The organism is Marvinbryantia formatexigens DSM 14469, assembly GCF_025148285.1.
Taxonomy (GTDB): Bacteria; Bacillota; Clostridia; order Lachnospirales; family Lachnospiraceae; genus Marvinbryantia; species Marvinbryantia formatexigens.
This window is the reverse complement of record NZ_CP102268.1, coordinates 2,598,655-2,614,068: the sequence shown is the minus strand read 5'-3', so window position 1 is coordinate 2,614,068 and position 15,414 is coordinate 2,598,655. Positions and strand designations below refer to the sequence as shown.

The 15,414-nt window shown below is 52.7% G+C and carries 17 protein-coding genes; all 17 read right to left on the bottom strand.

Annotation, left to right across the window (positions count from 1 at the left end):
• Positions 1-140: 140 nt before the first annotated feature.
• The gene (gene atpC, locus NQ534_RS12340; RefSeq protein WP_006860433.1) at positions 141-566 is read right to left on the bottom strand and encodes an ATP synthase F1 subunit epsilon; all 426 of its coding nucleotides are present in this window, start codon (positions 564-566) and stop codon (positions 141-143) included.
• Positions 567-574: 8 nt separating this feature from the next.
• Entirely contained in the window at positions 575-1,966 is a 1,392-nt protein-coding gene (gene atpD / locus NQ534_RS12335; RefSeq protein ID WP_006860434.1) for a F0F1 ATP synthase subunit beta, read from the bottom strand.
• A gap of 32 nt (positions 1,967-1,998) precedes the next feature.
• Positions 1,999-2,883: an ATP synthase F1 subunit gamma gene (gene atpG / locus NQ534_RS12330; RefSeq protein WP_006860435.1), complete on the bottom strand. Its 885-nt coding sequence runs from the start codon at positions 2,881-2,883 to the stop codon at positions 1,999-2,001.
• A 13-nt stretch (positions 2,884-2,896) separates the two neighbouring features.
• Positions 2,897-4,405, bottom strand: a complete 1,509-nt coding sequence (gene atpA / locus NQ534_RS12325) for a F0F1 ATP synthase subunit alpha (protein ID WP_006860436.1) — start codon at positions 4,403-4,405, stop codon at positions 2,897-2,899.
• 21 nt (positions 4,406-4,426) lie between these two features.
• Positions 4,427-4,996, bottom strand: a complete 570-nt coding sequence (gene atpH / locus NQ534_RS12320; RefSeq protein ID WP_006860437.1) for an ATP synthase F1 subunit delta — start codon at positions 4,994-4,996, stop codon at positions 4,427-4,429.
• A complete protein-coding gene (atpF, locus tag NQ534_RS12315) occupies positions 4,984-5,499 on the bottom strand; it encodes a F0F1 ATP synthase subunit B (protein ID WP_040781809.1) in 516 nt (171 codons plus the stop codon). Before atpF ends, atpH begins: the two co-directional genes overlap by 13 nt.
• A 237-nt stretch (positions 5,500-5,736) precedes the next feature.
• A complete protein-coding gene (gene atpE / locus NQ534_RS12310; RefSeq protein ID WP_006860439.1) occupies positions 5,737-5,997 on the bottom strand; it encodes an ATP synthase F0 subunit C in 261 nt (86 codons plus the stop codon).
• Between the two features lie 30 nt (positions 5,998-6,027).
• Positions 6,028-6,702: a F0F1 ATP synthase subunit A gene (gene atpB / locus NQ534_RS12305; protein WP_050778263.1), complete on the bottom strand. Its 675-nt coding sequence runs from the start codon at positions 6,700-6,702 to the stop codon at positions 6,028-6,030.
• A 95-nt stretch (positions 6,703-6,797) separates the two neighbouring features.
• Positions 6,798-7,205 (bottom strand): ATP synthase subunit I, encoded by a 408-nt coding sequence (locus tag NQ534_RS12300; protein WP_006860441.1) that lies wholly within the window; start codon positions 7,203-7,205, stop codon positions 6,798-6,800.
• A complete protein-coding gene (locus tag NQ534_RS12295) occupies positions 7,192-7,443 on the bottom strand; it encodes an AtpZ/AtpI family protein (RefSeq protein WP_006860442.1) in 252 nt (83 codons plus the stop codon). The genes NQ534_RS12300 and NQ534_RS12295 overlap by 14 nt, the downstream gene beginning before the upstream one ends.
• A 185-nt stretch (positions 7,444-7,628) precedes the next feature.
• A complete protein-coding gene (gene ytvI / locus NQ534_RS12290; RefSeq protein WP_157200714.1) occupies positions 7,629-8,669 on the bottom strand; it encodes a sporulation integral membrane protein YtvI in 1,041 nt (346 codons plus the stop codon).
• A gap of 161 nt (positions 8,670-8,830) precedes the next feature.
• Positions 8,831-9,631 carry an HAD family hydrolase gene (locus NQ534_RS12285; protein WP_006860445.1) on the bottom strand — a complete coding sequence of 267 codons (801 nt, stop codon included), beginning with the start codon at positions 9,629-9,631 and terminating at the stop codon, positions 8,831-8,833.
• 188 nt (positions 9,632-9,819) lie between these two features.
• Positions 9,820-10,479, bottom strand: coding sequence for an RluA family pseudouridine synthase (locus tag NQ534_RS12280; protein ID WP_040781593.1), 660 nt, complete (start codon positions 10,477-10,479; stop codon positions 9,820-9,822).
• 208 nt (positions 10,480-10,687) lie between these two features.
• Positions 10,688-10,888, bottom strand: coding sequence for a cold-shock protein (locus tag NQ534_RS12275; RefSeq protein ID WP_040781595.1), 201 nt, complete (start codon positions 10,886-10,888; stop codon positions 10,688-10,690).
• Positions 10,889-11,199: 311 nt separating this feature from the next.
• Complete coding sequence (gene hflX, locus NQ534_RS12270; protein WP_006860448.1) at positions 11,200-12,447, bottom strand: GTPase HflX; 1,248 nt, start codon at positions 12,445-12,447, stop codon at positions 11,200-11,202.
• A gap of 10 nt (positions 12,448-12,457) precedes the next feature.
• On the bottom strand, positions 12,458-13,414 hold the full coding sequence (locus tag NQ534_RS12265) for a tetratricopeptide repeat protein (RefSeq protein ID WP_006860449.1): 957 nt from the start codon (positions 13,412-13,414) through the stop codon (positions 12,458-12,460).
• 326 nt (positions 13,415-13,740) lie between these two features.
• On the bottom strand, positions 13,741-15,273 hold the full coding sequence (locus NQ534_RS12260) for a sodium/proline symporter (RefSeq protein WP_040781811.1): 1,533 nt from the start codon (positions 15,271-15,273) through the stop codon (positions 13,741-13,743).
• Positions 15,274-15,414 lie beyond the last annotated feature (141 nt).

Here is a 15,414-nt window from a genome sequence, read left to right as displayed (position 1 = left end):
TCTATTGAAATATCAACACAAAATATCTAAAAAACTGCCCTCCGGATGCACGGCAACTAAACATCCACCGGACGTTTTTGTCGTATGCATTGCAAAAAGGAGACGGTTATCCCGCCTCCTTAAATTCCTGTACTGTATTTTTATTTTGTATTTTTCACGGTGTCCGCCAGCTCCTGACGCACAAGCGCTTTGCGCAGCGCCATTTCGGCGCGGTTGAGGTTGAGCATCGGGTCTTTTCTCTGCAGGCGGCGCTCCGCGCGGACCTGCGCTTCCTTCGCCCGGTTGACATCGATTTCCTCCGGCCACTCTGCCACCTCCGCCATAATGGTGACCTTATCCGGAAGCACCTCCATGAAACCACTGTGAATGGCGGCGAGCCTCTTGCTGCCGTCCTCCTCCGTGATGGTGACAATGCCCGGAACGATCAGCAGCGTCATCGGGATATGGTTTTTGTAAATACCCACCTCTCCCTCACTGGTCGTCAGCTCCACCATAACCGCCTTTCCCTCATAGAAAATGCGCTCCGGTGAAATGATATTCAGTTGAAACAATTTATCATCTGCCATACGCTCACCTACTTCACACGGGCAAGAACATCGTCAATCGTACCGGCATTGAGGAACATACTCTCCGGTATGTCGTCATGCTTCCCTTCCAGAATCTCACGGAAACCACGGATGGTCTCGGCAATCGGCACATAACGTCCCTCTGTTCCGGTGAACTGCTGTGCAACATAGAACGGCTGTGACAAAAATCTCTGGATTTTTCTCGCACGGCTGACAATCAGCTTTTCATCCTCGGAAAGCTCATCCATACCAAGGATCGCGATGATATCCTGCAGCTCCTTATACTTCTGCAGAATCTCCTGCACGCCGCGCGCCACCTTGTAATGCTCCTCACCCACGATGCGCGGGTCGAGGATACGGGACGTGGATTCCAGCGGGTCTACCGCCGGATAAATACCGAGCTCCACGATGGAACGCGATAATACGGTGGTCGCATCCAGATGTGCGAAGGTCGTCGCCGGAGCCGGGTCCGTCAGGTCATCCGCAGGCACGTAAACCGCCTGAACGGAGGTGATGGAACCATGCTTTGTAGATGTAATACGCTCCTGCAGAGCGCCCATTTCCGTCTGCAGCGTCGGCTGGTAGCCAACGGCGGAAGGCATACGACCAAGAAGTGCGGACACCTCGGAGCCTGCCTGTGTGAAACGGAAAATATTATCGATGAACAGCAGCACGTCCTTGCCGCCCTCATCACGGAAATACTCCGCCATTGTAAGACCTGTAAGTCCCACACGCATTCTGGCTCCGGGCGGCTCGTTCATCTGCCCGAATACCATCGTGGTTTTATTAATAACGCCCGACTCAGACATTTCGTGGTACAGATCGTTTCCCTCACGGGTACGCTCGCCTACACCGGTAAATACGGAGTAGCCGCCGTGCTCGGTCGCGATGTTCCGGATAAGCTCCTGAATCAGGACCGTTTTTCCCACTCCAGCGCCACCGAACAGACCGGTCTTTCCACCCTTCTGGTAGGGGCAGAGCAGGTCGACCACCTTGATGCCGGTCTCCAGCATTTCTGTTGAGGTAGCCTGCTCCTCAAAATCCGGCGCGTCCCTGTGGATAGGCAGATACTGCACGTCCTTCGGCGCTTCCTTATTGTCAATCGGCTCACCAATCACATTAAAGATGCGTCCGAGGGTCTTTTCTCCTACCGGCACCATAATCGGCGCTCCCGTGGAGATTGCCTCCATTCCGCGCACCAGACCGTCCGTCGGTCCCATAGCGATACACTTTACGGTGTCGTCGCCCAGATGCTGGGCAACCTCCACCACCAGTGTTTTGCCGTCCGCCGTCGGGATATGGATAGCGTCGTATATACCCGGAAGCTTGCCCTCCGGAAACTTAATGTCAAGTACCGCACCGATAATCTGAGTGATTTTGCCTTTTACTTGTTCTGACATTCTTTTTCTCTCACTCCTTATCCGCCAGGTGCCTAGCTGATTGCTTCCGCACCGGCAATAATCTCTGTCAATTCCTGCGTAATCGAGCTCTGACGCGCCCGGTTATACTGCAGAGACAGGCTTTCTATCATTTCCTCCGCATTGCTGGTCGCCGAATCCATCGCCTGCATTCTGGCTCCGTTTTCGCTGGCTGCCGCCTCGATCAGCGAGCCGAACAGAATGCTGGTCACATATTTCGGAATGATGATATCCAGCGACTGCTCCTCCGCCGGCTCGTAATTCATCGGCGTATTCATATCCGCCTCGCGCTGGCGGGTCTTTTCGGTGCCCGCCTCCAGCTCCTCGTCGGTAAACTTCACAGGAAGCAGCTTCATAAGCGTCGGAACATGCACGACTGTATTTTTAAAAGCCGTGTACGCCACATAAATCTCACCGATCTCGCCGTCCGTGAACGCTTTCAGCACCGCCTCGCTGATTTCATGCGCATCCGAGTACATCGGGTTGTTCATGACATCGCTGTAGTCGGCGCGAATCGTATAGCCTCTCCGCTCCAGGAACTCCCTGCCCTTTCTTCCGATGGTAATCAGCTCCACATCCTCTTTTGCAAAGCCGCTTCCGGTGATAAGCTTTTCCACGCCGGAATTGTAGCCGCCCGCAAGTCCACGGTTGGAGGTAATGGTGATGATGCATTTCTTCTTACTCTCCCCGCCCTGCAGGTAAGGATGCTGTATCTGTCCGGAATGTGACAGGATATGCGCAACCGTGCGGTACATCTTGTCGAAATATGGTTTTGCCTGCTCCGCACGCTGCTTCGTCTTCTGCAGTTTTACGGTAGATACCAGCTTCATGGCTTTTGTAATCTGTCCGATGCTCGATACACTGCTTTTACGCCTCTGTATGTCTCTCATGGAAGCCATTTGGTATCACCCCTTACTTTTTAAAATTTTCCTTGCACTCTCCGATTGCCTGCACCAGCAGCTTCTCCGTCTCCTCCGGAAGCTCCTTCGTTTCGTTGATCGCCTTCGGTATTTCCGGATACTTGGTATGCACCAGTTCAAACAGCGCATCCTGGAAAGGCAGAATATCCTCCACCGCAATATCCAGCAGATACTTTCTGGTGGCGGCATAAATAATCATAACCTGCTCCGCAACCGGCATCGGATGATACTGCGTCTGCTTCAGAATTTCTTTCAGACGCTCGCCCTGTGCCAGCTTTTCCTTGGTGTCGGCATCCAGCTCGGAACCGAACTGTGAGAACGCCGCCAGCTCGCGGTACTGTGCCAGCTCGACACGGATAGGCGCCGCAATCTTCTTCATTGCCTTGATCTGCGCCGCGCCGCCTACACGGGATACGGAAAGACCCGCGTTTACCGCCGGACGGAAGCCGGAATTGAACATTTCGGTCTCCAGATAGATCTGACCGTCCGTGATGGAGATAACGTTTGTCGGAATGTATGCGGATACGTCGCCCGCCTGCGTCTCGATAATCGGGAGCGCTGTCAGGGAACCGCCGCCCAGCTCGTCCGAGAGCTTCGCCGCACGCTCCAGCAGTCTGGAGTGCAGGTAGAAAACGTCTCCCGGATATGCCTCACGGCCTGGCGGACGCCTCAGCAGCAGGGACAGCGTACGGTAAGCCGCCGCATGCTTAGATAAATCATCATAGATGATCAGCACGTCGTCGCCGTTCTCCATCCATTCCTCACCGATCGCGCAGCCGCTGTACGGTGCAATATACTGCAGCGGCGCAAGCTCGCTGGCAGTGGAAGCAACCACGGTCGTATAATCCATCGCCCCGTATTCTTCCAAAGTTTTTACAATATTGGCAACGGTAGAAGATTTCTGTCCGATTGCCACATAAATACATTTTACGCCCTGCCCTTTCTGATTGATGATCGTATCAATCGCAATGGCAGTCTTTCCAGTCTGTCTGTCTCCGATAATCAGCTCACGCTGTCCGCGTCCGATGGGCACCATCGAGTCGATCGCCTTGATACCCGTCTGCAGCGGCGTGTCTACGGATTTTCTGGTGATAACGCCGGGAGCCACACGCTCAATTTCCCTTGTCTTGTCGGAAGGGATGGGCCCCTTTCCGTCAATCGGGTGACCAAGCGCGTTGACAACTCTGCCGAGCATACCATCGCCGACCGGCACGGAAACCACCCGTCCGGTCGTCTTTACCGTATCGCCCTCGCTGATGCTGGTCGCATCGCTGAGCAGTACGGCGCCGACATTGTCCTCTTCCAGGTTGAGCACCATGCCCTCGACTTCTCCCGGAAATTCCAGCAGCTCGCCCTGCATTGCGCTCTCAAGACCATGAATACGGGCAATCCCGTCCGACACCTGCATGACCGTTCCCACATTTGAAACAGACATTTTGGAGGAATATTTTTTTATCTCGTCCTTAATTACAGAACTGATTTCCTCTGGTCTTAAATTCATGAGGTTTGTGTCCTTTCTATCTTATTCCCGCATTTCCTTCTGCGGTTCCAGTGACGTTCTCTGCAGCCTGCGGACAACGTCTGCCAGCCTGCTGCGGACGCTGCTGTCCACCACGGTATCGCCGATGCGGATAACCAGCCCGCCGATCAATCCAGGGTCGACGGCATAGGTCATTTCCATTTCCACATAGCCGGTCGTCGCCAGCAGCTTTTCTTTGATCCGCGCTTTCCATTCTTCGGAAAGCTCCATCGGCGAGGTGACATGTGCCATGCCGATTTTTTTGTATTCCTTTACTCTTGCCACGAAATAATCCAATATGGCATCCAGCTCGCCGTATCGCTGTTTGTCGACAACGATGCGCAGAAAGCCTGTCAGATTGTCGCTGACGCGGCCTTTAAATACCTTTTCCACCAGGTTCAGCTTTTCTTCTTTTCCGATGTCCGGATTACGCAGAACCTGTGCCAGATCCGGATTTTCCGCCAATGCTTCCCGGACGGCAAGCACCTCCTGCATCATGGCATCCACACTGTTTTCCTCTACGGAAAGGTCGAACAGGGCATCGCCATATGTTTTGGATACTAACTTTGCCATGTATCATCACCTATTTCCTTTAAGGTTTCTTCCATGAGGGATTCCTGCACCTCCGTATTGATGGATGCAGCAACCACTTTCCCTGCCATGAGCGAAGCAATGGAAATCATTTCTTTCTTCATATCGTCCGCAGCCTTCTTTTTATCAAGCTCGATCTGCGCCTGCGCCCGCGCGATGATGCGCGCCGCCTCTTCATTTGCCTGCGCCTTGATGTCCTCCGCGTTCTGCAGGGCCTTCTGTCTCGCCTGACTTAAAATCTCGTCTGCTTCTTTGTTGATATTTTTAATTCTGGCATCGTAGTCTTCCTTCAGCAGCTTTGCCTGCTCCTTGTCCGCCTGCGCTGTATCAATGTCATTTTTGATTCTCTCCTGCCGCTTTTTCAGGAAATCCCTTGCCGGATTGAAAAGCAGATAGGACAGAAGCGTGTACATTACCAGCATGGCAAGCATCAGAAGCACGGTATCCGCCAGAAGCTGCGGATCCAGATTAAATAACCTTTCCACGGTTTCGCCTCCTTTCTGCTCGCTGCGCTCGCAGAACCGCTTCGCGATGCACACGGACCTCGTCCGGCGCCACATATCTCAGGTTTCTCCCTTCCGGTCGAAACACCTCGCGGAACTGCGGCAGCGTTTTTCTTTAATTCTGCCTGCTTTTATATATTGTGATATTTTAGCGGGTCCCAGAGTCATTCAACCACCTTCGTGCAGGCACGACGTGGTTTCTGACCTTTGCCCCTGGCATCACAGTTTGCCCAGCAGCGGGTTTGCGAACAGCAGAATGAACGCGATTGCAAGACCGTACAGACCGGTCGTCTCGGCAACAGCCTGTCCAAGAAGCATCGTGGAGGTAATGTCGGATTTTGCGCCCGGATTTCTTCCAACGGCGTTTGCACCGTAACCTGCTGCGATACCCTGTCCGATACCAGGACCAACACCGGCTATCATTGCCAGACCTGCCCCGATTGCAGAACACGCTAAAATTAAACCTTCGTTTGTAATCATTTTTTATTCCTCCTGTTTAAATTTTTTCCTTTAATCTTCTCCCGGCATCTTGTCTCTGGTAAATACCATCGTCAGCATACAGAATACGTATGTCTGGATTGCTCCGGAGAACACATCAAAATAAATATGCAGAATGCCCGGCCAGCCAACTGCGAATTTTGTGAGCAACTGATAGATCAGGGACATCATAACCGTACCCGACAGGATGTTGCCGAAAAGACGCAGGGACAGTGAAAACGGTACTGCGATTTCACCAATCAGATTGATTGGGAACAAAAGCGGCAGCGGCTGAAACAGCCCTGTAAAAGCCCCGGCCTTATTGTACTTGATATTGTTGTACTGGATAATCCCAAACGTAATCAGACCGAGCGGCAATGTAACGCCGTAATCCGCAGTGGGCGGTCGCAGTCCGAAAAGACCGGATATGTTGCTGACAAAGATAAACAAAAACAGGGCACTGATGTAATTGACAAATTTCCCGGCATATTTGCCCATACTGCCCTCAACCATCTTGTCCAGCATTTCCACGATCAGCTCCACCACATTCTGAAAGCCTCCCGGAATCTCCTCGGCACGCTTCATTCTGCGGTTTGCCGCAATGGCAAAAATCAGAAGCGCCGCCATCACAATGAGGACGCTGACATGGGTCGTGGTAATCCAGAGTTCCTGACCGAACAGCTCGTATTTGATGAGACCATGTACCATAAAGTCTACATCGTTTCCTCCCGACAGCAGGAATCCTCCGCTAAAACCAGCACTTTCCACCTTCTCACCTTCTTTCTGTAATTAATCATGCGCCATTATGCTTTTTTCGCCCTGCCGGTGAGCCTGTGTATCAGTGGCTGTGTGTAAGCCCCCAGCTTCAGCGTAAGCAGTCCGAGAAATACCGCGACGATATCCCCGTCGAGCAGCCATACCAGCACCGCCAGCACCATTGCCGCCGCTATGCGCAGAACAGTGCCTTTTTTCATGTGTCTGGAGGCATCCTCCTGCGTAAGCTCCAGGGAATCCTCGATAAAATGACACATGTGGAACGCCATGCCTGCGGCTGCAAGGACACCCGCAAAGAGACTGAGCAGAAACGCCGGCTTCGAATCCGAAAACCAGACAAGCACCAGAGCAAGCAGCAGTCCCCACAGAAATATCCCGCAGAGCAGCTCCTTCAGCGTCGGATGTAAGTTTTTACAAAAACGCTTAATCCGCTCCATCGCCTCTATCCCTCTTTCCGGATTTTTTATCCTTCGGTATCATTTCCTGCATCAGCATCCAGGTATTGCGGCAGCCTGCCAGAATCCCCAGAATCAGAAGCGGCAGCACCGTGTTCCAGCCGAAATGCTCATCAAGCTGTGTCCCTATAAAGACGCATAAAATAACAGGGGCAAGCATGCTGATGCCTATCTGGGTGATCATTGCGATGTTCCGGTATACATCTTTCTTAAAATTCATACACGCTCCTCCCTTTCATTTGGTTCTCATTCTAATGCATTTTAAGCAAAATGTCCAGTTAAGTTTCAAAAATCCTCCGGATAATTTCGCTTCTTCGTCTGAAAATTGTGCATATCATCATTTTCGTCTATCTGCCATTTTCGCGATACCTCCCCGGCTTCCGGCGGTATCCTTCGTTTACGGTTTTATTTCATATCTTTTTCTTCCCGCATTTCCCGGAATATCTCAATTATCAGCATCAGACTGATGGGACCAAGCACCACCCCGGCAACGCCGTACACGCAGATTCCGACATAGACGGCGGCTACCATCGCAATCGGATAAATCCCCATGCGGTCGCCAATCAGCTTCGGCTCCAGAAACTCCCGCAGCGTATTGATAATCAGGAACAATACGATCAGACAGACGCCAAGCCAGAATTTTCCGGTAAACATCTGGATTACGCCCCACGGCACCAGGATGGTTCCGGTGCCGATAAAGGGGAGCGCGTCGAGAAGCCCGATGACAATTCCCAGCAGCAGCGCGTAAGGATATCCCAGGAGCGCCAGACCCGCCACACAGATAATCGTGACCGTCAGAATAATCAGAAGCTGCGCGCGCAGCCAGGCGCCGCCCAGTGACATCATCGCCGCATTTATTTTGCGCGTCCGCTCGTAGATGCCGTATTTTTTCAGCACCTCTCCCAGTTTTTCGTAGTCCTTTAAAATCAGCATGTAGGATACAAATACAATCAGCACCACGCCGAGCCATTCCAGCATTGACATCAGATACGAAATAGAATTCTTCAGAACATCGGGCACCGCATAGGTCTGGAGCCGCTGCTCCACCACCAGCATATTGTCGTAGATAAAATTCTCCACCGCCTGCGCGTGGATGCCGGTGTTTTTCTCCACAGCGCTGCAGCACACCTTCAGCAGATTTTCCGCTTTCTGCATATAGATGTCAAAATTAGCCGCCAGATTGCATACCTGCCGGATCAGCGTGCTTCCGAGCAGATACAGCGCGATTCCCGCCGCGCCTGTCAGCAGCACCAGCAGAATCCCGCCCGCCAGCACCTTTTTCAGATGCAGCTTTTCTTCCAGAAAAACCGCTCCCGGCATCAGAAAGCGCACCAGCACCCAGGCAATGAAAAAAGGAATCGCGACCGGCAGTATGTACTTCATTCCAAGAAATACTGCGATGGCAATTCCCGTAAGTTTTATGGCATCCTTATATGGCTTGTGCATACTCATCCCCCATCTTTTCCGGTTCCGCAGCGTTTATCAAAAGCGGCGTTTTTCGTTTTCCTTAGTATGCACGGTATTCTTTCTGTTTATTCCCGCAAGGCAGGTTCTTTCCTTTATTCCCGCGGGCAATGAGCCATGTGTCGTGATTGTAGCAGAGGCTTTTATTTCCCGTCCTCTGCCAGCACTTTTTCTTTTAAGGTGCGCAGAACGCCGTCCTCTCTGTACGAGGGCGCCACGTACCTTGCCGCCGCCTTCAGCGCCGGATGCGCGTTCGCCACTGCATAGCTCTCGCCCGCCTGCTTTATCATACCGATATCATTGCAGTTGTCTCCAAAAGCCATCGTCTCCGCCTTCGTAATATGCAGCGTTTCCTGCAGCCGCCGCAGAGCGATGCCCTTGTCCGCCGTTTTGTCCATACAGTCGATCCAGCAGGTTCCCGCTTTCACCACGTTCAGCGCCTCCCCGAACCGCTTCTGCAGCTCCTCCTCCAGCTCCTCCGGATTTTCCTGCCGGTAGACGGCAATTTTGTTTGTCTTTTTACAATAGGGAAGCAGGTCCGGGACCACTTTCAAATGAATGTGAAGCGCTCTCAGTCCGTCCTGGAACTCCTTTCTCGGAGATTCTGTATAGAGCGTCTCCGGTGTGGAGAGAATGATTTCCGTCTCGCCGCGGCTGTGCAGATACCGCACAATCGCTTCCGCCGTCTCCGCCGGAATGTAAGTCACAGAAATAATCCTGTCATTTTTCAGCACACAGGAACCGTTTTCGGTGACAAAAAAGATATCGTCTGCAATTTCATTGAAGAGATACCGCATGCTGCTGTAATGCCGTCCGCTCGCCGCCGCAAACAGGACGCCCTTTTCCTGCAGCCTGCGGATCACCTCATAAATATCCGCATTCAGTTCGTTTGTTCCCTCCGGGACCAGCGTCCCGTCTATATCCGATGCCGCCAGTTTTATCATCGTTCCCTTTCTCCTTCCCGCCAGCTTGCCGGTATTATTTTCTGTCTTCCCGTTTTTCTGATTTCCATTGCCTGTTTTCTATCTTCCCGTTTTTCCAGGCTCCGGCACCTGCTTTCAGCCTTCCCATTTTTCCAGGCTCCGGCACCTACTTTCAGCCTGCCCGTCTTTCCAGGTTCCGGCGCCTGCTTTCAGCCTTCCCAGGGAGCCGGAAAATTATCCGGGCGGCAGGTAAATTCCACTCTCTTTCCGCCCGCCGGATGCACAAAGGACAGCCTGTCCGCGCACAGTGCCAGCCGTTCCCCGCGCTGCGCCCCCGGATTGTATTTTGCATCCCCGTAAAGCGGCGCGCCGCAGGCCACCATCTGCACACGAATCTGATGATGCCGCCCCGTCTTCAATTTTATCCGCACGAGCGCGCGTCCGTCCGCCTCCGCAAGCACCCGGTAGGACAGCTCCGCCCGTTTTGCGCCCGGCGTCTTTTCTCCCACCGCGCGCGAACAGTTTCCGGCAGGCTCCTTTTTCAGAAAATGAACCAGCTCTCCCTCTTTTTCCGGCAGCTTTCCACAGACGACGGCAAGATATTCCTTTGTCATCCGCCCGTCCTGTACCTGGGCGCTCAGAGCTGCCGCAGCAGCCGGTGTTTTCGCAAAAACGAGCAGTCCCTGCACCGGCTGGTCCAGACGGTGTACCACGCCAAGGTATGGATTCGGCTTTCCGCTCTTTTCCATAAGATAGTTGCGCACCATGCTCTCCAGATCCATCCTGCCAAACGAAGCGTTCTGCACGGCAAGCCCGGCAGGCTTTCGGCAGACCAGAAGCTGCTTATCTTCATATATAATATCCGGCATAATGTCTCCCCGCCTATACGGCTGTTTATCAAAATCAAATAGAACCTGCAGGACCTGCCGCTGGCAGCTCCTTTCGGATGCATGACAACCACAAAACGTCCAGCGGACGTTTTTGTCGTATGCCTGGCAACAAAAAAGTGCTGCCGCAGTTGACCTCATCAACTGTGCGGCAGCTCCTTTTTTACGCTAGTAGGAATTACTCTGTCATTTATAATTTAACAACGTTAGCTGCCTGCATTCCGCGAGCGCCTTCTGTCAAATCGTAAGAAACAGCCTGACCTTCTTCCAGAGATTTGAATCCTTCACCCTGGATAGCTGAGAAATGTACAAATACATCTGCTCCGTCTTCGCCTGTGATAAATCCATAACCCTTTTCTGCGTTGAACCACTTAACTGTACCCTTGTTCATTTCGGTACCTCCATAAATAAATAAAAAATTGTAGAATGTAGCTACATCTGCATTATATGACGACGGGGATACCATTGTCAAGAAAATTTTTTGGCTAAAGAGTTACTATTCGCAGCCGATGTGGCTATACAGTCAGGCTCGTCATGCTTGCATGTAAGAGACTGGCTGTATAGCCACATCAAGTCTGCGAAGCAGACACTCCACCCACATAAGCAGTCTTAGCTCCGTAAGGAGCGGAACTGGAGCCTCAAAGAGGCGACGACTGCGCATGTGAGTGGAGTGCTGCGAATATCAGTACAATTCGCATCTCTCTAGGGCGATACTGCGCCGTATATTTCCATCGGCACATAAGCGCGCACATAAATGCCGTCCGCACGGTATTCCTCCTGAAGAAGCTGCCCGTGCCTGCGGATGAGCTGTATCAGACCGGCGTCGCTATAGGAATACAGCCGCTCAATCAGCACATTCCGCTCATTGAGGATTTCCTCCAGCACCGCCTTCAGTTCTTCCAGACGGCTGCCATATTTTGCAGACACCGGAATCACCCGGTCTGCCCTGCTGTCGCGCAGGGTCTCCCCCGTCAGCGTTTTGTCCTGTTTGTTAAAAAGCGTAATCACGGTCTTTCCGGAAACGCCGAGGTTCTCCAGCGTCTCATACACCACCGCCATCTGCTGCTCCGCCTGCGGATTGGAGGCATCCACCACATGCAGAATGATATCCGCATATTTCGCTTCCTCCAGCGTACTGCGGAACGCATCAATCAGATGATGCGGCAGCTTCCGGATAAAACCGACCGTATCTGTCAGCAGCATTTCCTGCCCGGAGGGCAGCTCCAGCACGCGTGTCGTCGGGTCGAGCGTGGCGAACAGCTTATCCTCCTCCATCACCTGCGAGCCGGTGAGTGTGTTCAGCAGCGTCGACTTGCCCGCGTTGGTATAGCCGACAATCGCCGCCACCGGTGTCTGCTGCCTCATCCGCCTGCTTCTTGTCACCTCGCGGTGCCGCTTCACCTCTGACAATTCCCGGTTAAGCTGTGCGATGCGGTCTTTGATCAGGCGGCGGTCCATCTCCAGCTTTTTCTCACCGGGACCTCTGGTGCCGATGCCGCCGCCAAGGCGGGACAGGGAATTGCGCAGTCCCACCAGACGCGCCTGCCGGTATTTGAGCTGCGCCAGCTCCACCTGGATTTTTCCCTCGCTGGTGGAGGCGCGCGCCGCAAAAATATCCAGAATAATCAGCGTCCGGTCCAGTACCTTCATATCCAGCTCCTGCTGCAGATTGTGAAGCTGGGCGGGCGACAGCTCGTCATCGCAGATGACGGCATCCGCCTCCAGCGCATATGCCATCTGTTTTACTTCTTCTATTTTCCCCCTGCCGATGTAAGTGCCCGGATGTATCTGTTCACGGTTCTGGAGCATTTTTCCGACCGTAACCGCTCCCGCCGTCTTCGCCAGCTCCTCCAGCTCGTCCAGAGACTGCTTTGCCCCGTCTGCGTCCGTCACACTGACCCCCAGCAGAATAACCCGCTCTTCGGGTGTTGAAATCTCTATGCCTGTCATGAAACGCTCCTTATCTTGTACTCAGAAAATCGTATTCTTTCTTTCCCTCTTCATCATCCGGATACAGCTCTGCAAACTGTGCCGCTACCGTCTTTGCCGTCGCAAAGTCTCCCTTGCGCTCATAGGCAACGATTTCATTATAAAGAAGGTCCCGCTTTGTGCTCTCGTCCGCCTCCAGCGCCAGCCCCGTCTCCGCCGACGAGATTGCCGCGTCATAGTTTCCGTCCGCAAGCTCGCACAGCACGATTCCATTGTAAGCCTCCGCCGCCTCGCCGTACTCTTCCATATACTGCTGATATACATTGCGCGCGTGAACGCTGTCGCCCAGCGCAAGATACACCTCGCCCATCAGCATCATCGCCTCTTTGTGCTTCGCCTCCGCCGGCTTTGCCAGCATTTCCTGGGCTTTTGTATATTCTCCGAGATAAAAATAAATGCTTCCCTTCTGATAATAGTCTTCCATCTCTTCGCCCGGAATATTTAACGCTTTCTGCAAATATTCATCCCCGACAGCCGACTGGTTCTGTTCTTCGTACTGCTTATAAATATCTAAAAACAGCCCGTAATCCTCCGGCGCCAGCAGCGATGCCGCATCAAAATCCGCTTTCGCCAGCTCCGCCTCGCCAAGCTTTAAAAAGGCGGCGCCACGCATGTAATAGGCATCCACATTCTCAGCAAGCTCCAGAATTCTGCTGCAGGTATCCTTTACTCCTTCAAAATCCCCCATCTTAAACTGACATGCCGCTTCATAAAGACTGATGTCCGTTTTGGTCTCCGGCATTTTTTCGTCGCAGAGGCTGTACGCATTTTCAAAAGCGGTAATGGCATTCTGATAGTCCGCCTGCTCCATATAGCTGATTCCCTCATCCCGCGCAAGCTCCACCTCTGAAGGTCCCTTGTCCCTGCATCCGGCAAGCAGCATGCACATCGAAAGTACCGCCGCCAGTTTATAAAAACGAGTCCCCATTTTCTGCCCCTCCTGTCATTTATATAAAATACGCTCTGTACACAAAGATTTTTTGTTTCCCCGACACACCGTCTTTCCGGCATTTTATCTTTCCGAATATATCCAAAAAGGCTGCCGCAGTTTTCCTGTGACAGCCATATCATACCATATTTCCCGTTTCTTTCAAACCCCTTTATTTTTGCAGCGGACAGATTTCACAGCAGGCGTCCGAAACTTGCGCAAACAATGACCAACCGGGTGCCTGAGGCTGGTGCCAACAGTAACCAACCGGACGTCTGAGGCTGACGCAAACAGTAACCAGCCATCTGCCTGATTACGGAGTTATTTTACACCTGTTTTCCGCTGCGGGCGCGCTCAAATTCCTCAAGAATCGATTTCTCCGGCGCCGGAGTAAGCAGACTCACCACAATAATAGCGGCAAGCGCAACCAGAAATGCCGGCAGCAGCTCATAGATATTCCATGCGCCGCCCAACGGTCTCACGAGATATTTCCAGACAAAAATCATCACGCCGCCTGCTACCATGCCCGCCAGCGCACCATATTTGTTGGAGCGCTTCCAGAACAGCGCAGTCAGCACAACCGGTCCGAAGGAAGCGCCAAAGCCCGCCCACGCAAAGGACACGATGCCAAATACCGAGCTGTCCGGGTCTCTTGCAAGAAAAATACCGATCACAGCAATTACCAGCAGTGTTATCCGCGCCGCCAGCATACCGGATTTATCATTTTTCCCCAGACGTTCCCCCAGCAGGTCGGAGGAAACTGCCGAGGATGCCGCCAGAAGCTGCGAATCCGCCGTGGACATCGTGGACGCCAGGATTCCCGCAAGAATCAGCCCCGCAAGCAGCGCCGGGATAATTCCGTTCTGGCTGAGTAAATCTGCAATTTTTACAATAATTGTTTCCGACGCCGAGCCTTCCAGCACCTCCAGCGCCCCGACCTTGCTCATCGTATAGCCGATAATTCCGATGGCAACGCCAACTGTAAGAGAGATCACCACCCAGATGCTTGCCACCCTGCGGGACAGGGATAATTTCTTTTCATCCTCGATTGCCATAAAGCGCAGCAGAATATGCGGCATTCCAAAATAGCCAAGCCCCCATGCCAGCATGGAAAAGATGGTTATCGTTCCGTAAGGTCCTGCCGTCTGCGTAACCGGGTCATAGGTCTGTGTGAAAGATAAATACCCCGGCAGTGCCTTCGCATTTTCCAGCACCGCGTCAAAACCGCCCGCCACGCTTACGCCGAACACCAGCACGACAATCAGCGCAACAGACATGATGATACTCTGTACAAAGTCTGTGGTGGACGCCGCCAGGAATCCGCCAAGCATCGTATAGCCCACGATAACGACCGCACTGACCACCATCGCCGCAAAATAATCCACGCCGAACAGGCTGGAAAACAGCTTTCCGCACGCCGCAAATCCGGACGCCGTGTACGGAATAAAGAAAATCACGATAATAACCGCGGAAATCGTCAGCAGCGCATGCTTATCATGGTAACGGTTCTTAAAAAACTGCGGCAGGGTAATGGAATTATTCGCAATATGTGAATAACGGCGCAGCCTTCTTGCCACAACCAGCCAGTTAATGTAGGTACCGATGGCAAGCCCAATCGCCGTCCAGCCGGCATCCGCAACGCCGGTCAGATACGCCACACCCGGCAGTCCCATCAGAAGCCAGCTGCTCATATCCGAAGCCTCGGCGCTCATCGCCGTAACAAATGGTCCCAGCTTTCTTCCGCCAAGGTAAAAATCATCTGTGCTCTTATTCTGCTTCGAACAGCGGTAGCCTATGTAAAGCACCATTGCCAGATAAACCACTATCGCAATCAGAATACAGACCTTTGGTGTTATCATTGTCATAATCGTTCTCCTCCCTCAGACCGCCGTGCCCGGCAGCTCGTATTCTGAAAGTATAACACAGCGGCTTCTGTACCGCAAGCAGAACGAAGTTCAGACCAAATTCTATACTATTTTTCATATTATCTTTATTTTTTC

Bases quoted from the DNA above. Each gene is read 5' to 3' on its own strand.
- ytvI (WP_157200714.1), bottom strand. From the start codon at position 8,669: ATGCACAAGCCATATAAGGATGCCATAAAACTTACGGGAATTGCCATC.
- atpA (WP_006860436.1), bottom strand. From the start codon at position 4,405: ATGAATTTAAGACCAGAGGAAATCAGTTCTGTAATTAAGGACGAGATA.
- NQ534_RS12275 (WP_040781595.1), bottom strand. From the start codon at position 10,888: ATGAACAAGGGTACAGTTAAGTGGTTCAACGCAGAAAAGGGTTATGGA.
- NQ534_RS12280 (WP_040781593.1), bottom strand. From the start codon at position 10,479: ATGCCGGATATTATATATGAAGATAAGCAGCTTCTGGTCTGCCGAAAG.
- atpD (WP_006860434.1), bottom strand. From the start codon at position 1,966: ATGTCAGAACAAGTAAAAGGCAAAATCACTCAGATTATCGGTGCGGTA.
- atpE (WP_006860439.1), bottom strand. From the start codon at position 5,997: ATGATTACAAACGAAGGTTTAATTTTAGCGTGTTCTGCAATCGGGGCA.
- NQ534_RS12265 (WP_006860449.1), bottom strand. From the start codon at position 13,414: ATGGGGACTCGTTTTTATAAACTGGCGGCGGTACTTTCGATGTGCATG.
- NQ534_RS12300 (WP_006860441.1), bottom strand. From the start codon at position 7,205: ATGGAGCGGATTAAGCGTTTTTGTAAAAACTTACATCCGACGCTGAAG.
- NQ534_RS12260 (WP_040781811.1), bottom strand. From the start codon at position 15,273: ATGATAACACCAAAGGTCTGTATTCTGATTGCGATAGTGGTTTATCTG.
- NQ534_RS12295 (WP_006860442.1), bottom strand. From the start codon at position 7,443: ATGAATTTTAAGAAAGATGTATACCGGAACATCGCAATGATCACCCAG.
- hflX (WP_006860448.1), bottom strand. From the start codon at position 12,447: ATGACAGGCATAGAGATTTCAACACCCGAAGAGCGGGTTATTCTGCTG.
- atpC (WP_006860433.1), bottom strand. From the start codon at position 566: ATGGCAGATGATAAATTGTTTCAACTGAATATCATTTCACCGGAGCGC.
- atpB (WP_050778263.1), bottom strand. From the start codon at position 6,702: ATGGTACATGGTCTCATCAAATACGAGCTGTTCGGTCAGGAACTCTGG.
- NQ534_RS12285 (WP_006860445.1), bottom strand. From the start codon at position 9,631: ATGATAAAACTGGCGGCATCGGATATAGACGGGACGCTGGTCCCGGAG.
- atpH (WP_006860437.1), bottom strand. From the start codon at position 4,996: ATGGCAAAGTTAGTATCCAAAACATATGGCGATGCCCTGTTCGACCTT.
- atpG (WP_006860435.1), bottom strand. From the start codon at position 2,883: ATGGCTTCCATGAGAGACATACAGAGGCGTAAAAGCAGTGTATCGAGC.